General features: G+C 41.3%; 18 protein-coding genes and 1 riboswitch. Of the genes, 13 read left to right on the top strand and 5 right to left on the bottom strand.

What is annotated here, in order from left to right; genetic code table 11:
* Positions 1-112: 112 nt before the first annotated feature.
* Together B5X77_RS10330 and B5X77_RS10335 are read left to right on the top strand one after the other, a co-directional pair.
* Complete coding sequence (locus B5X77_RS10330) at positions 113-1,225, top strand: GAF domain-containing sensor histidine kinase (protein WP_079507800.1); 1,113 nt, start codon at positions 113-115, stop codon at positions 1,223-1,225.
* Positions 1,226-1,242: 17 nt separating this feature from the next.
* Positions 1,243-1,902: a response regulator gene (locus tag B5X77_RS10335; protein ID WP_079507802.1), complete on the top strand. Its 660-nt coding sequence runs from the start codon at positions 1,243-1,245 to the stop codon at positions 1,900-1,902.
* Positions 1,903-2,002: 100 nt separating this feature from the next.
* Here the strand turns inward: B5X77_RS10335 and B5X77_RS10340 are convergent, their stop codons facing one another.
* Complete coding sequence (locus B5X77_RS10340) at positions 2,003-2,257, bottom strand: YhdB family protein (RefSeq protein WP_079507804.1); 255 nt, start codon at positions 2,255-2,257, stop codon at positions 2,003-2,005.
* A 175-nt stretch (positions 2,258-2,432) separates the two neighbouring features.
* Here B5X77_RS10340 and B5X77_RS10345 point away from each other — a divergent pair, with 175 nt between their 5' ends.
* The 3 genes from B5X77_RS10345 to B5X77_RS10355 all read left to right on the top strand — a co-directional run bounded on the left by B5X77_RS10345 (position 2,433) and on the right by B5X77_RS10355 (position 5,332).
* Positions 2,433-2,756, top strand: a complete 324-nt coding sequence (locus tag B5X77_RS10345) for a DUF3889 domain-containing protein (RefSeq protein WP_079507806.1) — start codon at positions 2,433-2,435, stop codon at positions 2,754-2,756.
* Positions 2,757-2,824: 68 nt separating this feature from the next.
* On the top strand, positions 2,825-4,231 hold the full coding sequence (locus B5X77_RS10350) for a SpoVR family protein (protein ID WP_079507808.1): 1,407 nt from the start codon (positions 2,825-2,827) through the stop codon (positions 4,229-4,231).
* A 171-nt stretch (positions 4,232-4,402) separates the two neighbouring features.
* Positions 4,403-5,332: a cation diffusion facilitator family transporter gene (locus B5X77_RS10355; RefSeq protein WP_079507810.1), complete on the top strand. Its 930-nt coding sequence runs from the start codon at positions 4,403-4,405 to the stop codon at positions 5,330-5,332.
* Between the two features lie 224 nt (positions 5,333-5,556).
* On the opposite strand, the gene B5X77_RS10360 is transcribed toward B5X77_RS10355, so the two are convergent.
* Both B5X77_RS10360 and B5X77_RS10365 read right to left on the bottom strand, forming a co-directional pair.
* On the bottom strand, positions 5,557-5,820 hold the full coding sequence (locus tag B5X77_RS10360) for an ArsR/SmtB family transcription factor (protein ID WP_139378414.1): 264 nt from the start codon (positions 5,818-5,820) through the stop codon (positions 5,557-5,559).
* Positions 5,821-5,932: 112 nt separating this feature from the next.
* Entirely contained in the window at positions 5,933-6,619 is a 687-nt protein-coding gene (locus B5X77_RS10365; RefSeq protein ID WP_079507814.1) for a DUF421 domain-containing protein, read from the bottom strand.
* Between the two features lie 342 nt (positions 6,620-6,961).
* On the opposite strand from B5X77_RS10365, the gene B5X77_RS10370 reads away from it, so the two are divergent.
* The 6 genes from B5X77_RS10370 (at position 6,962) to B5X77_RS10395 (ending at position 14,516) form a co-directional block, all read left to right on the top strand.
* Complete coding sequence (locus tag B5X77_RS10370; protein ID WP_079507816.1) at positions 6,962-7,330, top strand: YidH family protein; 369 nt, start codon at positions 6,962-6,964, stop codon at positions 7,328-7,330.
* A gap of 591 nt (positions 7,331-7,921) precedes the next feature.
* Entirely contained in the window at positions 7,922-10,264 is a 2,343-nt protein-coding gene (locus tag B5X77_RS10375; protein ID WP_176167297.1) for a sensor domain-containing protein, read from the top strand.
* Positions 10,265-10,310: 46 nt separating this feature from the next.
* Positions 10,311-10,410: riboswitch (guanidine-I (ykkC/yxkD leader) on the top strand.
* 47 nt (positions 10,411-10,457) lie between these two features.
* Complete coding sequence (gene sugE / locus B5X77_RS10380) at positions 10,458-10,781, top strand: quaternary ammonium compound efflux SMR transporter SugE (protein ID WP_079507820.1); 324 nt, start codon at positions 10,458-10,460, stop codon at positions 10,779-10,781.
* Between the two features lie 203 nt (positions 10,782-10,984).
* On the top strand, positions 10,985-11,338 hold the full coding sequence (locus tag B5X77_RS10385) for a hypothetical protein (protein ID WP_079507822.1): 354 nt from the start codon (positions 10,985-10,987) through the stop codon (positions 11,336-11,338).
* 247 nt (positions 11,339-11,585) lie between these two features.
* Positions 11,586-13,382 carry a TIGR04190 family B12-binding domain/radical SAM domain protein gene (locus tag B5X77_RS10390; RefSeq protein WP_079507824.1) on the top strand — a complete coding sequence of 599 codons (1,797 nt, stop codon included), beginning with the start codon at positions 11,586-11,588 and terminating at the stop codon, positions 13,380-13,382.
* 186 nt (positions 13,383-13,568) lie between these two features.
* The gene (locus B5X77_RS10395; RefSeq protein WP_257391786.1) at positions 13,569-14,516 is read left to right on the top strand and encodes a cation diffusion facilitator family transporter; all 948 of its coding nucleotides are present in this window, start codon (positions 13,569-13,571) and stop codon (positions 14,514-14,516) included.
* Positions 14,517-14,571: 55 nt separating this feature from the next.
* Here the strand turns inward: B5X77_RS10395 and B5X77_RS10400 are convergent, their stop codons facing one another.
* Positions 14,572-15,921, bottom strand: coding sequence for a hemolysin family protein (locus B5X77_RS10400; RefSeq protein WP_079507828.1), 1,350 nt, complete (start codon positions 15,919-15,921; stop codon positions 14,572-14,574).
* 494 nt (positions 15,922-16,415) lie between these two features.
* Between B5X77_RS10400 and B5X77_RS10405 the strand changes: the two genes are divergently transcribed.
* Positions 16,416-17,510, top strand: coding sequence for an ATP-binding protein (locus tag B5X77_RS10405; RefSeq protein ID WP_176167298.1), 1,095 nt, complete (start codon positions 16,416-16,418; stop codon positions 17,508-17,510).
* Between the two features lie 92 nt (positions 17,511-17,602).
* Here the strand turns inward: B5X77_RS10405 and B5X77_RS10410 are convergent, their stop codons facing one another.
* Entirely contained in the window at positions 17,603-18,160 is a 558-nt protein-coding gene (locus B5X77_RS10410; RefSeq protein ID WP_079507832.1) for a GNAT family N-acetyltransferase, read from the bottom strand.
* Positions 18,161-18,289: 129 nt separating this feature from the next.
* Here B5X77_RS10410 and B5X77_RS10415 point away from each other — a divergent pair, with 129 nt between their 5' ends.
* Positions 18,290-19,558 (top strand): dicarboxylate/amino acid:cation symporter, encoded by a 1,269-nt coding sequence (locus tag B5X77_RS10415; protein ID WP_079507834.1) that lies wholly within the window; start codon positions 18,290-18,292, stop codon positions 19,556-19,558.
* The last annotated feature ends 11 nt before the right edge of the window (positions 19,559-19,569 follow it).

Below are 19,569 nucleotides of genomic sequence, written 5' to 3' on the forward strand. Positions count from 1 at the left end.
CTCTTCGGATTTTTTATTGCCATTGAGACTTTAGACTGAGAAAAATTCAGACCTTTTCTGAAAGCGCAATGTTTAAATTAAAGATATAATAATGGGAAATGGGGTGATTACAATGGCTGGTAATGATTCACATATTGGCATTCTTAAGGAGATTGCTGAATTATTGAACGAGGGAACGGAGCTTAATCGTGTTCTGACCGAGGTCTTAAGAAGGCTATTGCATATAACTGGGCTGGAAACTGGTTGGATCTTTCTAATCGACAATGATGGTAAGTACCAGTTGGCTGCAAAGGAAGAGCTGCCCCCAGCATTATCATTGAACCATTGTGCACCGATGTGTGAGGGCGGCTGCTGGTGTGTAGACCGTTACAATGATGGAAGATTAAATAAAGCGACGAATATATTTGAATGTAAAAGGCTTGAGGAAGCAATTGAAAATCAAACTGGTGACACCAATGGATTGACGCATCATGCAACAGTTCCATTGCGCGCCGGAGAGGAAAAGTTTGGCGTCATGAATGTTGGCTCCCCCCATAAAACACATTTCAAACAAGATGAGCTTGCTTTGCTTGAGTCGGTTGCATTCCAGATCGGTACGGCGATTAAAAGACTGCGTCTTGCCCAGCAGGAGCAGGAGCTTGCGCTTGCGGCTGAACGGAATCGCCTGGCAAGGGATCTTCATGATTCAGTGAACCAACTCCTTTTTTCATTGAGTCTGACAGCAAGAGCTGGAATGGAGATGGCAGGAACTTCGGAGCTGAAAGATACATTTTCATACATACAAAACCTCGCACAGGAAGCACAGGGGGAAATGAGGGCGCTGATCTGGCAATTGCGTCCCCGCGGCCTTGAAAATGGGATTATTTTCGCACTTTCCGGGTATGCCGAAATGCTGGATCTAGAAATGGAAACAAAGGTTTCTGGCGCAGCGAGTCTGCCTGGGAAGGTGGAAGAAGTGCTTTGGAGAATTGGGCAGGAAGCACTGGGCAACTGCAAGAAGCATGCACAGGAAAAAAAGGTTGAATTGGAACTTGAAATTACCAGTGGAATGGTCGAGATGAGTATACGAGATAAAGGCAGGGGTTTTAATTATGATCCTGATAAAGTGCTGCCTTCTCTGGGGTTGAAAAGTATGCAGACACGTGCTGCCTCCCTTGGGGGCAGCCTGGAAATTGCAAGTAAACATGGGGAAGGAACCCTGGTTATTGTCAAAATCCCAATTTAATAATGGAGGAAAAGGATATGGCGATTAAAGTTCTTATAGCCGATGACCATCATGTCGTCAGAAGGGGATTAGTTTTTTTTCTCAGGACACAAGATCAGCTTGAAATTGTAGGAGAAGCGGGCAATGGGAGGGAAGCAGTTGAACTTGCCGAAAAGCTGAATCCTGACATTATATTAATGGATTTAATCATGCCCGAGATGAATGGAATTGAGGCGACAAAACTTATCAAAGCCAAAAATAAGGATATTAAAATCATGATGCTGACAAGCTTTTCAGACCAGGAACATGTGATTCCAGCGATTGAAGCAGGTGCATCTGGCTATCAGCTAAAAGATATACAGCCTGATGAACTAGTCAAATCGATCATAAGGATTGTGGAAGGGGAAAATCACCTTCATCCGAAAGCAACCTCTCTTGTTTTAAAACACCTTTCCGGCAATAACCGTTATGATAAACGACCGCTAGATGAGTTAACAAAGCGGGAGGTAGAGGTGCTGAAAGAAATAGCCAGCGGCAAAAGCAATAAGGAAATCGCAGCTTCGCTTTTTATCACAGAGAAAACAGTCAAAACCCATGTATCCAATGTTCTTGCAAAATTGGAAGTTGCGGACAGAACACAGGCAGCTTTATATGCCGTCCGCAATCGCCTTGTAAACCAGGATCCCCCATCCGCATAACAATGAATCCAATAAATACCTATGCATTAGCAGCATAAAAATAAACAAACACGGCACCTTAATATAGGTGGCCGTGTTATTTTTTGGTGGAATTCTCTGTTTAAAAAGAGCCTGTAACAGCGGTGTCCAGGTAGTCATCGCCGTCGGCTTCGTTTGCGTGGTCGATATATCTCAGCAGTGAATACAGGCGTTTTTCAATGACAGCATAATCTTTTTCAAAGTTGTAAGCGTGGAGAAAATGTTCAATCTTTTTAGCAAGAAACTGGTCCTCGGTCCTTACCATCAGGATGAGCAAGTTATCCCATTGAGACCGGTGCGTGTAATACAATGCTCGATCGTAATCCGTTTTGTTCATTTTCAATCCTCCTTAATGAGGAGTTGATAATATTATATGGAGTTGCTCATGGAACTTCCTCAGAAAATGTTGGACGTCCTTGTTTACAGGGGTTTTTAAATTTTACCTGTATAAACGGCATTGGAAATGAACGAGTGTTAGACGAAGGAAACCAGGCAGCCGAAAGGAGTTTTTTATGAAAAAGTATTTTATCGCTATAAGTACATTGTTGATTTTGTTAATGGGAATTCTAAGTATCGATATCAGCGCGCAAAGGCCGGATTATGAAAAGTATGGCAGGATCGCAACCGCTGTGATCAAAGAGGATTTTCCTGCAGAAGAGGTCATGGATTATAAGTATATGGGCCGAAAGCAAATTGATGATCGTCAGGTTCTAGATTCCTTCCAATTCAAAGTCAATGTCAGTGGAAAACCTGTTTTGATGAATGTGCTAATCACACACGATTTGAAAAATAACAGATTATTAAACCTTAGCGTAGCTGAACAGCCGCAGCAGTAAAGTTTTTAACCTGTTCATCTTTCTCCTTTTTTTCTCATACATTGTTGTAAGAGGCGAAAGGAGGAGAGATGGTGTCGGAAGAACAGAAGTCACTCGAAAAAGCCATTTCTGAAATTACTGAAATAGCCAGGGGATTTGGGCTGGATTTTTATCCGATGCGGTACGAAATTTGTCCTGCCGAAATCATCTATACATTTGGAGCATATGGTATGCCAACGAGATTTTCACATTGGAGCTTTGGAAAACAGTTCCATAAAATGAAGCTTCACTATGACCTTGGTCTTTCAAAGATTTACGAATTGGTAATCAATTCGAATCCTTGTTACGCTTTCCTGCTCGATTCGAATTCGCTGATCCAGAACAAATTGATTGTTGCCCATGTGCTTGCACACTGCGATTTTTTCAAGAACAATGTGCGTTTCCAAAATACCAAAAGGGATATGGTTGAAAGCATGGCAGCAACAGCGGAAAGGATTCGCAAGTATGAAATCGAACATGGAAAGCAAACGGTTGAGTCATTTCTAGATGCTGTATTGGCCATAGAAGAACATATTGATCCGTCCTTGATGAGACCGAAGCTTGCCTGGTCAATTGAAGATGATGACGAGGATGATGAGCAAGTTTCAGCTACTCCGTATGATGATCTTTGGGGCCTTGATACGAAAAAGGCAGAACCTAAAGAAAAAAAGAAGAAGAAATTTCCGCCGCGGCCTGAAAAAGATCTATTATTGTTCATAGAAAGCTACAGCCGTGAATTGGCTGATTGGCAGCGGGATATCCTGACGATGATGCGTGAAGAAATGCTCTATTTTTGGCCGCAGCTGGAGACGAAAATCATGAACGAAGGCTGGGCATCATACTGGCACCAGAGAATCCTCCGTGAGATGGATCTCACCAGCGGGGAATCAATCGAATTTGCCAAATTGAATGCCGGAGTTGTGCAGCCGTCAAAGACAGGGATTAACCCCTATTATTTAGGAATCAAAATTTTTGAAGATATCGAAGAGCGTTATAATAACCCGACCGAGGAAATGAAACGCCGAGGTGTCAAACCGGGTTCTGGCCGGGAAAAAATGTTCGAAGTCCGGGAAATTGAATCTGATATTTCCTTTTTGCGCAATTACTTAACGAAGGATTTGGTCATGCGTGAGGATATGTACCTTTTCCAAAAGCAGGGACGGGAATACAAAGTCGTCGACAAAGCCTGGGAACAGGTCCGTGACCAGCTTGTAAGCATGAGGGTGAATGGCGGATTCCCTTATCTGACTGTGACTGACGGTGATTACCTCAAGAACGGGGAGCTCTATATAACGCACGGATTCGAAGGAATCGAACTTGATATTAAATACTTGGAAAAGGTTCTGCCGTATATCCACCAGCTCTGGGGCCGGAAATGCCATATCGAAACGATGGTCGAAGGCAGAGCGATGCTTTACACATACGATGGCAAGGGAGTTCACCGGAAATATTTATAAGTTGCTAACAAACCGCTGTCTATCGGCGGTTTTTTTAATGTGTAAAGTTGATAATAAAAAGGTAAATAGAAAGATAAATAAAAAGACAGGCTTGATATTGAACCATTTTATAAGATGCGTCATAATAATATATATGAGCATATACTCATATATGCGAAAGGAGGGGAACAAATGGGACATAATCATTCCCATGGCCACAGTCATGCTCATGGCCATAGCCATAGTCATACAAACAATAAAAGGGCATTATTCTGGTCTTTTCTTTTAATCGCAGCTTTCATGATTGTTGAGGTAATTGGAGGAATGATCACTAACAGTCTGGCACTTCTTTCAGATGCCGGACATATGCTTTCCGATGCAGCTGCACTTGGTCTTAGTCTTTTTGCGATGAAGCTCGGGGAGAGGAAAGCGACCCATTCCAAGACATACGGATTTAAAAGATTTGAAATCATTGCAGCGGCACTCAATGGACTAACCTTAATCGTTATCTCGATTTATATTTTTGCAGAAGCGTACCAACGTTTAATTGACCCTCCTGAAGTACAGAGCCTGGGGATGCTGACAATTTCGGTCGTAGGTTTGCTTGTCAATATTGTTGCCGCGTGGATTTTAATGCGTGGGGACAAAGATGAGAACTTAAACGTAAGGAGTGCGTTCCTCCACGTAATAGGTGATATGCTAGGGTCAGTTGGCGCAATCACAGCAGCATTGCTGATTTACTTTTTCGGGTGGGGATTTGCAGATCCAATTGCAAGCATCGCAGTGGCAATCCTGATCATCATCAGTGGCTGGAGGGTAACGAAGGAAAGCTTCCATGTATTGATGGAAGGTACACCAGAGCAGATTAAACTGAAAGAAGTAAAAGATGAAATAATGAAGATTCCTGAGGTTAAAGATGTGCACGATGTCCATGTCTGGTCAATCACGTCAGGTGTTTTCATGCTTAGCGGCCATATAGCTGTCGAAGGGGAAGGAGCGCATGACCGTGTCCTGAGAGCTGCGCAAGAATTGCTGCATGAGCGATTTGGCATCGACCATAGCACCCTTCAGGTAGAAGCAGGGGAACACGGATGTCCGTGTGCACACGGACCTTGTAATTAAATGTTTTTAAAAGGCTCTTTTCTCAAGCTTTAATTGCTATTTACTAAAAAATAGGAATGGAATTACCTAAGTTTCTTCACAAAATTAACGCTTAATAAGAGAAAAGAGCTTGCCAACTTAGTACCGACCTGCAAAATGGCTTTTATCACGTTAAAATCGGCTTTAGGATTTTAACAACAATCTTTACGAAAACAGCCTTTTAAAAAAAGTGCCAGCCCTCAATTTTAATGATGGCTGGCATGTTCTATGCTTTGTCTAAGCAAGTCAATAACGTGTTCGTCGTCATGTGTGTAATAAAGGGTAGTACCCTCTCTCCTGAATTTGACCAGCCTGAGGTTCTTTAAAAAACGCAGCTGATGTGAGACCGTAGATTGCAGCAATGAAAGCTTTTCGGCAATTTCATTTACAGAATGTTCACCCTCAAACAGCAAATGCAGAATCCTAAGCCGAGTTGGGTCGGATAAGGCCTTAAAGGTTTGTGACACCATGAATAAGGTTTCCTCGTCCAGCCCGGAAGTCTCCTTTTTCTTTTCCTTCAATGTAATCAGCCTCCCACCCCTATTATAACTCATCAACGGCTGGAATCATGGCTTTTTAAAATCAGCTGTCGATATTATGCTGGATATAGAAGCCGTCAGACTCTGACCATTCTGCATAATAAATGTCGTTCAACTCTTGTACACCTTCCTCACTTAGTTTTTGACTGAGCCAGTTTTCGTCCTTGCCGATATTTTTCAAGCCATTCATTTCTGGTTTCCCTTCATCGACGACAATTTCAGGGATATCAGTACCAGGGGCTTGTACACCAAGTCCGTCATATGTTGGCGTCTGTGCTTTAGGCTTTAACAGTACGCTGATGCTTCCACTTGTTTCGAGGAATACATCCTTCACGTCATTCATTGAGAAGACACCTTTAAGTCTTAAAAGGGATTTTAATTGTTCCATTTCAAGCTCAGCCTTTGTTAAGTTTTCAATCTGTATTTTTCCATTCTTCACCAGCAGCTCTGCTTTACCTTTAAGGATTGGCCGCAGCTTATCTGATTTCTGGGTTGTTTTTTCAACTATGAATATTAAGATTCCCCACACTGCAATTCCAAAAAGCATTTCCCAGATTGTTGAAGATGACTTTTCAAATAAGTTCTCTTCTACCAATCCACCTAAAACAACCGCGTACACAAAATCGAAAGGAGTGACCTGCGACATCTCCTTTTTTCCAAGAAGCCTGGTGACAATGATCAACGCAGCAAGCCCGATCACCAGCTTTAATGCGAGCATGAAATATATCATAAAGTACACCTCTCCTCATTGACGATGAATATCTATTCCCGGTATGGAGGAAAGCTAAAACAGGCAGAAAGTGGATAGTAGATGAGCAAATGAAGGGGAATCATCTTTACATAATGATAAACTTAATTTTAATAGGTTCTTTTCTCAAACTTTGTTGCAATTGACTACAAAATAGGATGGAATTACATAAGTTTCTTCACAAAACTAACGCTTAATAAGAGAAAAGAGCTTGCCAACTTAGTACCGACCTGCAAAATGGCTTTTATCTCGTTAAAATCGGCTTTAGGATTTTAACAACAATCTTTACGAAAACAGCCTTTTAATAAGAAAGAGGTGATCGAGATGGAAGAAAATCAAACGGCAGAGTCCAAGTATATCCAGCAGCATCTTGCAAATGAACGGACATATCTTGCCTGGGTAAGGACATCCATCGCCATCATTGGGATTGGGTTTTTAGCTTCAAGCCTGCATTTTAACAATATTAAGTCAGTGAGCCAGCTTGCCGACACGATTGCTGTGTTTGTCAGTATTTTTTCACTGCTTATTGGATTGACAATCCTCCTGCTTGCCACTGTCCATTATTTTTCGGTTCGGAGAAACATAAACAGCCAAACTTTCGTATCGGCAAATAATTTGATAAAGGTATCAACCGGAATTATATTTTTGATTTTCCTGTTACTGGGATTATATTTAATTACGATCTTGTTCTAGATACTTTTCCTCGACATTATGATCTTTTATTTTGTCCGGACCTGCCTTTGCTTCAGACAAAATGATCACCATCAGCCGGCCTTTTGTCCGAACTTGCCTCTGCTTCAGACAAAACGATCACCACCAGGACGTGTTTTGTCCGAACTTGCTTGTCCTTTCGACAAACCACCAGTCCGTCACGAATCCGTGCCTATTTCCACTGCTTTTCTCCGTTTTCATTTCAATTCCACCTTTCAGGATTGGCCATAGGATAAAATTATGAAGTGTAAGTCATATGGGGTCCTTAAAGATTCGAGGTTTTTTGACGATATATATAAATAAGGTGAAAAGGATTTATTGTTAAAGAAGCTCAGGGTTTCGACGCGGATTTTTAAGGGAGTTTCTATTTAAATTTATAAAATTATTTGTCATTAAATGTAAGAATATATTTGAAAATTTAGAAAACTAACATTTAGATTGGTGAATATTGTATAATATTGAAAAAGCTTTGTTCTTTTCACAAGCCTTCCTGGACAAATAACATCCAGCAAAGAGCCCGGGTTAATAAACTAAATAGAGACAGAAACGAGGGGCAGGATGGAGATTCCCCATATGTACATATTTGACATTAAAACAATTGCTTTGACAGTTGTATTTTTAATCATATCGTCAATAATGGCGGTTGAATTCAGCAGACAAATCAAAAAAGACACAGACAGGAAAAAGCGAAGAATAGCCCTATATTCACTGATACTGGCATTTATGTTTTTACTGACGCATTTATTTGTGATTATATCAGCTGGAGTCCCCTTCTTTACGGGCAATCTTTATCAATTCTTTATGTTGTTCTTCGTCATCTGCTCATTTGGAGCATATGCAGCATTAAGCCTTGCACAAAGAGACCTTGCGAATACACAGGAGTACATTTTTACAAGTTTGCTGATTGCCGCCAGTACCTTGGCGGCAGAATATACAGCATTCTATATTATCTTTAGGGATGCAATTGAGTTTCAGGGGCTTTTAACCATCTTATCCTCTTTAATGGTGATGGTCACCTCATTTTTGTTACTCAGATTCTTGATGCAGATTACAAATGAGGATATCTATGAGTTTGTAAAGAAGTATAAGTATATGGGCAGCATCTTTGGAGGTATGGCACTCGGGGGCATCCCTTATATCGTGCTGTCTTCTATGATGCCTTTAACGGAAGGAGCAGGAATCCATTCCTTTTTGGCTCCATTCATTTATATGGCCCTCGCTAATTTGCTATTTATGCTCATCCCAGATCTCTTTGGCGAAAAATTAATCATGAAAAATGTTCAGTCCCATTTATCCTTGTTCAGCCACAATCCCGATTCCGTATTCAGGGTTGATCTGCAGGGATATATTCGCAATGTTAATAAAGAGGCAGTTGAACTCACTGGCTATAGTGCAACAGAATTGACGGGCCTCCATTTTATCGATTTGATTGGCAACAGTGAGGAAGAGAATAAAATCAGGAAATATTACCGGAAAGTGCTGAGCGGTGAAACGAAGGTAATTGAGACAACTTTGAAAAAGGCAGATTCAACCTTCGCGGAGGTGAGGATTACTGCCGTCAGGATCATCGTTAAAAATACTACGGTTGGTGTTTTTGGAATTTTAAGGGACATCACTGAACAGAAAAATGCAGATGAAATGATTGAGTATCTGGCCTATCATGATGAACTCACCAATCTGCCAAACAGGAGAAATCTAGAGAAAGTGATGGCAGGATTGTTCATTAAGGATGAGGTATTCTCCTTGATTTATCTTGATTTTGACCGGTTTAAAAGAATCAATGATACGTTTGGCCACTCGTTCGGAGATAAAATTTTGGTGCAAATAGGGCGTGAACTTGCAAAGATTGTCCCGGAAAATTGTCTGGTTTCCAGAATTGGCGGGGATGAATTCGCGATTCTTGTTACTCAAGGAAATAAGCCAGAAGCTATGGCCGCTAATATTATCAAGGCATTCCAGACGCCTATTTTTGCGGAGGGTATGGAGTTCCTGATTACGGCAAGTATAGGCGTTGCCCACTTTCCGGATGATACTAACGATCTTGAACTGTTGCTGAAATACGCAGACATGGCTATGTATAAAGCAAAAGAAAATGGCACCAATCATTTTCAGTTTTTTGACCAAAGTATGGTCGACCAGGATGTGAATAAATTCGAACTCGAGAATGAATTGAGGAATGCAATCAATAATGATTCACTCAATGTTTTTTACCAGCCAAAGTACAATACTTTCACAAATCAAATAACCGGAGCCGAGGCATTAGCAAGATGGAAGCATCATCGACATGGAATGATTCCTCCTGGAGTATTCATCCCGATTGCGGAGGAGGCCAATTTAATCGTTCCGCTCGAAAGGATGATCATCAGGAAGGTTTTCCGGCAGTTAGTCACCTGGATGGAACAGGGGTACAAGGTTCCGCGTACATCCATCAATATATCGATCATCCATTTTTACCAGGAGGATTTCGTGAATTTCATGCAGTACTCCCTTAAGGAGTATGACTTAGTTGGCGAACTGATTGAAATTGAAGTAACCGAAAGCATTATGATTAAAAAGGAAGACAGTATCAATGAACAGCTGCAGGCACTCAGGGAAATTGGTATAGAAGTGAGCATCGATGATTTTGGAACAGGGTACAGTTCATTGAGCTATTTGAGCAAGCTTTCAGTCGACCGTTTAAAAATCGATCAAAGCTTCGTTTCGCATTCACAGGAAAATCGTGAAATAATTTCAACTATCGTTTCTATGGCAACGAACCTGAAACTGAAGGTTATTGCAGAAGGGGTTGAGACAGAATCTCAGATTGACCTTCTTAAATCGCTGGGCTGTCAGGAAGTGCAGGGCTACTTCTATTCGCCGCCCTTGCCATCAAATGAATATGAAATCATGATGAATAGGGAGCTGCTTGCGAATTAAAGTCTTCTTTTGACTGGGCGTTTGGTTTGTGTTACTATTTCTATTATGAAAAGTCCTCTAGGGTTCCGCAGCTGCTTTGCTGGTCTGGTCCGAGAGAGGACGCGCAGGAAAACCTGTGTACACGGAGGGATAAAAACCCGGGAGATATCTAAGGATATCTCCCAGGTTTTTTCAATGAAAAGGGGGTAAAAGAATGGCTTGGATATTTTTGCTGATAGCAGGAATCTTTGAAATTGTATGGGCAATTGGCCTGAAGTATACAGAAGGTTTTACCAAAGCAGTCCCATCGTTAATTACGATTGCAGGAATGGGCATAAGCTTTTATTTTTTATCGATGGCAGTAAAAACACTTCCGATTGGCACAGCTTATGCGATATGGACTGGGATTGGAGCGGCAGGTGCTGTGATCCTTGGCATGGTCCTGTTTGGTGAGCCCCGCAATTTACTACGGCTTATGTTTGTGGCATTTATTTTAATCGGAATCATTGGCCTGAAGGCTACATCAGGCAGCAATTGATCATACAGAAAGCAGACTTGCGGCATTAGTGAGTCTGCTTTTTGCTGCTTATTCCACCTTTGAAATCATTTTTTGCAGGGGCGTTAGCTGAAAATATGGCGGAATTGCAAACAACAGGTCGATATGTTACCAGTTTTGTAACATATCGACCTGTATAATGATGTTAAAATAAGCTTAAGCCAAATGAAGAGGAGCACGGTGAAATGGAAGGTTTCTCAGAAATCATTAATCTTTTAAAAAGTATTGAGAGCTCAATGGACTCACTGCATAAAAGGACAGAAAGCATCGAAAAAAGACTGGATCGTCTTGAAAAGGTAGATAGTATCGAACATCGGGTAACCTCGAATCAAATTGATATTACAGATATAAAAGATGCACTTGAAAGAATGGAAGAGCTTCAAAGTGCAAAAATCGAAAATATGCTTAAAGAATTATTGATCCGTGCAGAAAAGAAGAACAATGCAGAATTCAGCACGATTCATAAACGCCTGGATTCTCATCTGCTGAAATTGGGCAGAGTAGAGGAAGAAATCCTGATGGTCCAGCAGGAAAAATAGAGCAAAAGAGATTGCCGAAAAGCAATCTCTTTTTTTGTGCTATATCATCCACAAAACTTTCATAAACAGCTAAAGCCTTAGTATATATGGTGTTTTAAGTGATTCTTCAGTTGTAATGTGCAGTTGTTCACAAAATCTTTACCTTTCAAGGACTTTGACGAAGATAGCAAGAGTTATGATTAAAGTGTAATCATACATTGCCTGTTTTAGGCAGATTAATCGTATATCTTTTATTGAGGTGAGTCCTTTGAAATATGATTTAGTCCTTCTCCATGCACCCAGTGTATATGATTTCAGGAAAAGTGCTTTGCTGGCTGGCCCTATCAGTGATGTTGTACCGTCATCTCCTGTATTTGAAATGTATCCTATTGGGCTGACGAGTATTGCAGAGTATCTGGAACGGCAGGGTATGCGTGTCAAAATCATTAATGTCGCCAACCGAATGCTGATGGATGAGGGTTTTGATGTGGAAAAGAAGCTGAAAAAAATTAAAACACGTGCTTTTGGCATTGATCTGCACTGGCTTCCCCATGCTCACGGAAGTATTGAACTGGCAAAAATAGTGAAAAATATCCATCCTGAAACTCCGATGATTTTTGGAGGTCTTTCTGCCACCTATTACCATAAAGAATTAATTGAGTATCCATGCATCGACTTTGTTATGCGGGGTGATTCGACGGAAAAATCAATGCTCCTTTTAATCAATCATTTGAAAAGTGGAACTCATCATCTGGGCGGAATCCCAAACCTTACATGGAAGGAAGGAGACACTCCGGTTTACAATCCATTAAGCCATGTCCCTGACAGTCTCGATGAATTCGATATCCCTGGTTATCGATATACGATTAAATCGGTATTCAAGTATAAAAACTTCCTCGACCCACTGCCATATAACGGCTGGCTCCAATATCCGAATACTGCCATACTGACAGCGAAGGGTTGTACTCAGGGCTGCTTGATTTGCGGAGGGTCAAAGCAATCATACAAGGATAACTGCAACCGTAAAGTCCTGGCTAAACGCTCGCCTGCGAAACTGATAGAGGATATCCTTTTCATTCAGCGCTTCAGCAGGGCGCCAATCTTCATTCTTCATGATATCCGGCAGGCTGGCAAGGAGTATGTGGATGAGTTTTTTGAACGGCTCAGCAAAATCAAACTTAAGAACGAATTGGTTTTTGAATTATTCCAATATGCGAACGAAGAGTTTTTTGAAAAAATCGAGAAAGCCGTGCCTAATTTCAGCATTGAACTGACCCTGGAAACACATGATGAGAAAATTCGCCGTTATAATGGGAAATTTAATTGCACAAATGCGAAAGTAATAGAAACACTTCAGCATGCATTGAAGCATAGCTGTAAAAAGATAGATATATTCTTCATGGTTGGTATCCCTCATCAGGATTATCAAAGTGCTCTCGAAAATGTCAATTTTTGCGAAGAGATCCATAATGCCTGCCATGGGGATAAACGATTATCCTATTTTGTCGCTCCGCTTGCGCCGTTCCTGGACCCGGCAAGCCCAGCTTTTGAAAATCCTGAAAAATATGGCTATAAAAGGTTCTGCCACACAATCGAAGATCATAGAAAGGCAATCACACAGCCATCATGGAAATATATGCTCAGCTTCGAAACAGATTACATGACCAGGGATGAAATCGTTAAGTCCACCTATGAATCTGCAAAGAACCTGAATGCTTTTAAACTGAAGCATGAGCTTGTAGATAAGAAGACTCATGACGAAGTGAATGAGAAGATTGCCAGATCGCTTGAATATATTGAAAAAATCGACCAGATCATCGCGTTGCCCGATGAAGAGAAGAGTCGCCAACTGGCATTGCTCAGCAAGGAGATGGAGGAGGTCAATAAATACAGTATATGCGGAAAGCATGAGCTCAAATGGGAAGTGAAAAAGCACTATGCAAATATATTCTCGCTGACCGCGATAGGTATTGAATTATTGGCTGAAGATATATGGATCAATGTCAAACAGCGTTTCAATGCTTATAATAAACGAATTTCAGAAGCCTCAAAAAGCAGAACATAAACATTTGAGTCAAAACCATCAGGAAATCCTGATGGTTTTTTGTATGCAGTTTTCTTGAAAGTCACATGGGTTGGTAATGGAAGCTTTCAAATAAATGTTTAATCCAGCCGTAAATGTGAAAAATGTAAAAAGACACTAACACACACTTATATGAAAACTAGCAAATCGGACGGAGGAAAATCATCTATGATAGAATTTTTAAAAAGAGGAAACAAGTCTTCTGGGATTGCAGCACTTGGGAATACGTTCCTTGCAATAATCAAGGGAATTGCGGCAGTTATTAGCGGAAGCGGTACAATGCTGGCGACGACACTTCATTCGGTTGCTGATGCGCTGAATCAATTCTTTGTATTCATTGGCAGTGCGATTTCGGAAAAGGAAGCCACCAAACGATTCCCGACAGGGTTCGGAAGGGTTGTTAATTTATTCGTCCTTGTTGCCGTCATTATCATTTCGATCATGGCATACGAAACAGTCATCAAAGGATGGGAGCTGATCCAGCATCCAAAAGCCTCGTCAAATATGTGGCTGAATATCTTGATCATGACAGTTGCGGTGCTAGTCGATGGCGGCATACTGGTCAAGGCTATGAAAGAGATTGCACATGAAACCAGAAGCAAAGCAGCAGGCTTCGGAATCGTGCCTAATGCATTTAAAAATGTCAGTCTTGCATCACCCCCGACCAGGCTGGTTTTCTATGAAGATTTGATTGCGACCTTTGGGGCACTCTTAGCATTAGTTTCGATTGTGATGGCCCATGTAACGGGTTTTTATTTGCTCGATGGGATTGGAACCTTGCTAATTGGCATCCTGCTGATTGGAATTGCATTGAAAATCGGCTATGAAAACACGGTTGGCCTGATTGGAGTCGCGGCACCTAAGGTTGTGGAAGACCGGATTGCAGACCTAATCCTGTCTGATCCAGATGTAATTGATATAAATACATTAAGGATTGTCCAGGAGGGCAGGCAGTACCATGTTGAAAGCTATATAGAGCTCCGTAAAGGGCTGACATTGGCAGATGCTGATGACATTAAGTTCAGGGTCACGGATAAGGTACTGACAGATCCAGACGTAGACGACGTGGTCATGGGAATCATCGAAGCTGATGACGTCCAGACATGGAAAGTTTAATTAAATGAAAAAACAAAACCCAGGCAGATTAGCTCTGCCTGGGTTTTGTTTTTGCTTATGAAACTACTTCGGTTTTATTTATAAAAAAACTCTCAGCTGCCTTCTCTTGTTCTGGTTGTTTTGTCACTTCGATATATTTGATGTGATGCTCTTCCATCTCAATGATTTTGAAATGGTACGTTCCGAAGCTGACCACATCACCCTGTTTAACTTCGTAGTTTTCGGTGAGCATCCAGCCGCCTATGGTATCAACGTCCTCATCATTAATATCCAGCGCAAGGAGGTCATTTACCTCACTGACAAGCAGCTTCGCATCAATCAGATAATGGCTGTCTTTGATTTTACGAATCATCGGTACTTCATCCATATCGAATTCATCACGAATTTCCCCAACAATTTCTTCAAGAATATCTTCGACTGTCACCAATCCTGAAGTACCTCCATATTCATCCATCAAAATCGCCATGTGTATGCGTTCTTTTTGCATCTTGACCAGCAAATCGTGGATTGGGACGCTGTCGATGACCCGGATGATGGGGCGAATATATGAATCTATCGCTTTTTTATTCTTACCCTGATCATGGATCAGATCAGTCATCACCTCTTTGATATTGACGAGTCCAACAATATGGTCCTTATCGCCATCAATGACAGGATAGCGGGTGAATTTCTCTTCCTTGACAATCTGGAGGAAAGTCTCCAGAGAATCTTCCAATGACAGCGAAATGATTTCAGTACGGGGCACCATGATTTCCTTGGCGATCCGGTTGTCGAATTCGAAGATTTTATTTACATACTTAAACTCTGACTGGTTGATTTCACCACTTTTAAAGCTTTCAGAAAGAATGATGCGAAGTTCTTCTTCAGAATGAGCCAATTCATTTTCAGAGGCAGGCTTTAGTCCGAAAAGCCCAACAGCAAGGCGGGCAGATCCATTTAACAGCCAGATGAATGGATACATGATCTTGTAAAACAGGATCAACGGTCCAGCTGTATTCAAGGAAACCCATTCAGCTTTTTGGATTGCCAATGTCTTAGGAGCCAATTCGCCGACTACGACATGAAGAAATGTGATCGTCGCAAAGGCTATCCCAACAGACAGGATATGGCCCAAAGATTCTGAGACATCCAGACTGATGAACAGCGGTTTCAGCAATCCGGCAATTGCCGGTTCTCCAAGCCAGCCGATAGCAAGCGCAGTAATCGTGATTCCCAGTTGGCAGGCTGAAAGATACTCATCCAGATTGGAAATCACTCTTTTTGCCAGTATAGCCTTTTTGCTGCCTTCTTCTATTAATTGATCGATTCTGGAACTTCTCACTTTAACAATCGCAAATTCTGAAACGACAAAAAATGCCGTTAAAGCAATTAAAATGGCTATCCAAACCAAGTTAAATATGTCCAAATAAGTTCCCTTAGCCCGCGGAATAGCGGGTAAGGAGTCACCTCCCAGTAAACTGTAAATTAAACTTTTATTTTTTATTGCTATTTATATAAATTTGTACAAGAATATGCAACGGGCCATTTCCGTGCGGCTGGATCAGCCAGGGCCCACCTCCTGTTATGCTGTTCCGTCCGCTCAGCTGCTGTTACATTCTTGATACGATAGTTTGCCCCATCATACCACCTCAGCTTTATCATTTAAATTTAATTATACCATATCCAGAAAAGTTCCGGGGAAGATAAAAAATGTGGTTATAACAATGTATGAAATGGACATATAAAGTATGAAGTTTATGTTCAATTATATTGGAAAATTCAGATTTTACCAAATTAACTGCTTAATTGGTTTCAGAAAAATTTCCCAATGGGAAATATACCCTTTTTATAATTAATTTTACAATAATGATTTGAAACTTATTTTAATATTCAGTAAGATTGATGAAAGGGAGGGTGGACATGATTAATCTTTTATCCAGTTTGGAAAGTAAATTGCATAATTACGAGAAAACCAATGAGAAGATATGGGTGGAGCCATCCATGGATTTTATTTGCAAAAGAACACCAGATGGTCTTATTAAGTATGTTACACCGACCGTTCAATCTATGCTCGGTTATGCCCCGGATGAAATAATTGGAAAACTGTACACTTTATTTGTCCATGCAGAAGATTATAAAAGGATAGCCGAAATCGCCATGCCTCATGGGGAAGAAGTATGCTGTCTTACGTACCGCATAAAGCGTAAAGATGGGGTATATATCTGGGTGAACTCTCAGATCTCAGTTTCACGCCATCCTGAGAGTGATGAGCCGCTGGAGTTTATTTCGGTCACAACAGACGTTTCGGCAAAAATTAAAGCCGAGCATTTCATCCTGGAATATGAAAAATTAAATGTTGTGGGCCAGCTTGCAGCAGGAATCGCCCATGAAATCAAAAATCCTTTAACGAGCCTTAAGGGATTCATTCAGCTAATGAAGGCCGGACAGGAATTGAACCACGGCTATTTATCAATTATGGAAGAAGAAATCAAACGAATAGAATCTGTCTCGAAGGAGCTTATGCTGATGGCGAAGCCCCACAAATCCGACTTTAAATCCTATGACATAAATGATTTGGTCGATCATGCCATAACCCTCCTGATGGCCGAAGCAGCCAAGAAGTGTATTGAAATTACCAGGCGTTCTACACTGGAGGATGGGATGTTTCTTTGTGATGGAAACAAAATCAAGCAGGTACTGGTCAATTTGCTTATGAACGCGGTTGATGCAATGGAATTGCCGGGTGAAGTAACAGTCGTGATTTCAAAATCAGGGGATGAGTTGACCATTGTAGTTGCTGACACAGGTAAAGGAATCCCGCAGGAGGACCTTGATAAAATCGGCAAACCATTTTTCACGACGAAAGAAAATGGGAATGGCCTGGGACTGATGATATGCTATAAAATTATTGAAGAGCATAATGGCAAGATTAATGTAAAATCGAGTTCAAAGGGGACGACCTTCACAATCAAGCTTCCGGTCCAACGAGTTGCCTGCCAACGCTTATTAAAGTAAAGAAAAGGTGTGGATGAATGGTTGGTAAAAAGCAACCTGGCCGCAGCAACCAGGTCCATGCAAACTTTATAGCTCTGAAAATTAAAGGATTATCAAAGAGCAAATGCTCTGATATTCCACTCTCTTGCAAGAAGTCCGTATACAATTAGATCGTGAAAGTTCCCATTCAGGTATTCTCCATCTCGTATAATTCCTTCCTGACGAAAACCAAGCTTGACAGGTATCGCTTTGCTTTTTTGATTGTCCTTCCCGCACCTTATTTCAAGTCTGTTCAGTCCATGTCCGTAAAAAGCATGGTTTATAACAGCCTTTACGGTCCTCAGCGTAATGCCCCTTCCTTGCCATTTTTCCCCTATATAGTAGCCAATGCTTGCCTGTGAGTTAGTCCAGTCGATAGCATGAAGGCTGATGCTTCCAGCGAGAACTCCTCTAAAGCGTATTCCAAAGTGAAAACTGCTGCCTTCTTGAGAATTCTTCTCCCACATTTGTATCACAGAAAAAATTTGTTGCGGCGACTGAATCCCATCAACCCATGGAAGCCATTTTCGCAGATAGCTTCGGTTTAAATTCAATAACCAGAACAGTTCCTCGGCTTCGCGTGTTCCAAATAAATTAATGCTGAGTTCCGGATCTATTCTTAAATAATTCATATAAACCTCCTTACTCCCATTTTTATATGGAAATTCTGGCCAATTAATGTGTCGTGGTTTAAACGAAAAGCAGAGGGGGAATAAATCTTTACATTCTTTTTTATACTTTTTTAAACTGGGAGGAAAATTATGAAACTGACGACTAAAATACTGATAGGCCTTGGACTGGGTGCCATGACAGGGCTTATTCTTAACATTTTTTCACCTGAATTGTTCACTGTTTTAGATAAATTCCTATTTACGCCGCTAGGCAAGATATTCATTAATTTAATCAGCATGCTTGTTGTGCCGATTGTTTTGTTTTCAATCATTCTTGGTACAGCAGGGCTCGGAGATCCAAAAAAGCTCGGCCGGATAGGCTTTAAAACCGTAAGCTACTTTTTAACGACAACAGCAGTTGCCATAATAATAGGCCTTGCTCTCGCCTTCATGATAAAGCCAGGGCTGATGGGCCAGTTTGACACGAGCGGAGCAGAATACAAGGCTGAAAAAGCACCGCCAGTAAGTGAGACCTTCTTAAATCTTATTCCGGCAAATCCATTTGAAGCACTGACAACTGGCAATATGCTTCAAGTAATTGTTTTTGCTTTGTTCATCGGGATAGCCCTGACGGCCCTTGGTGAAAAGACAAAAGGGATATTGAATCTTGTTGAACAAGGTAATGACATCATGATGTATTTAGTTGGACTTGTGATGAAGTTTGCTCCATTCGGAACATTTGGTTTGATTGCAACTGCAATAGGCAGCCAGGGATTCGACGCAATTAAAGCGATGGGAGTATATATGCTGGTTGTGGTTCTTGCATTAATAATTCATGCTGTGTTGACGTATGGATCGACTGTATACTTCCTGGGGAAGATGAATCCTTTCAAGTTTTTCAAAGGTTTCGCTCCTGCTATGGGGGTTGCATTCAGTACTTCCAGCAGTAACGCGACTCTTCCTGTCTCAATGGAAACGGCCCAGAAGAATCTTCGCGTTCCTGAGCCTGTAAGCAGCTTTGTCCAGCCTCTTGGCGCAACGATCAATATGGACGGAACCGCAATCATGCAGGGGGTAGCTACAATCTTTATTGCCCAGGTTTATGGTGTTGATCTTACATTGACAGAGCTGATGACGGTCGTCTTAACGGCTGTATTGGCAAGTATCGGTACAGCAGGTGTGCCGGGCGTAGGTTTGATCATGCTGGCAATGGTTCTCCAGTCTGTCGGTCTTCCTGTTGAAGGTATCGGCTTGATCCTGGGAATTGACCGTCTTCTTGATATGGCGCGAACCGCTGTCAATATCACAGGCGATGCAGCATGTGCAGTCATTGTCGCTGAAACGGAAAAGAAACATGTTGTTCAAACAAAGAAAAGAAGAATCACAAATACAGAGGACAATCGTACACTTGAATATTAAAAATGACACAA

The sequence above is a fragment of the Mesobacillus jeotgali genome (assembly GCF_900166585.1).
GTDB lineage: Bacteria > Bacillota > Bacilli > Bacillales > Cytobacillaceae > Mesobacillus > Mesobacillus jeotgali_A.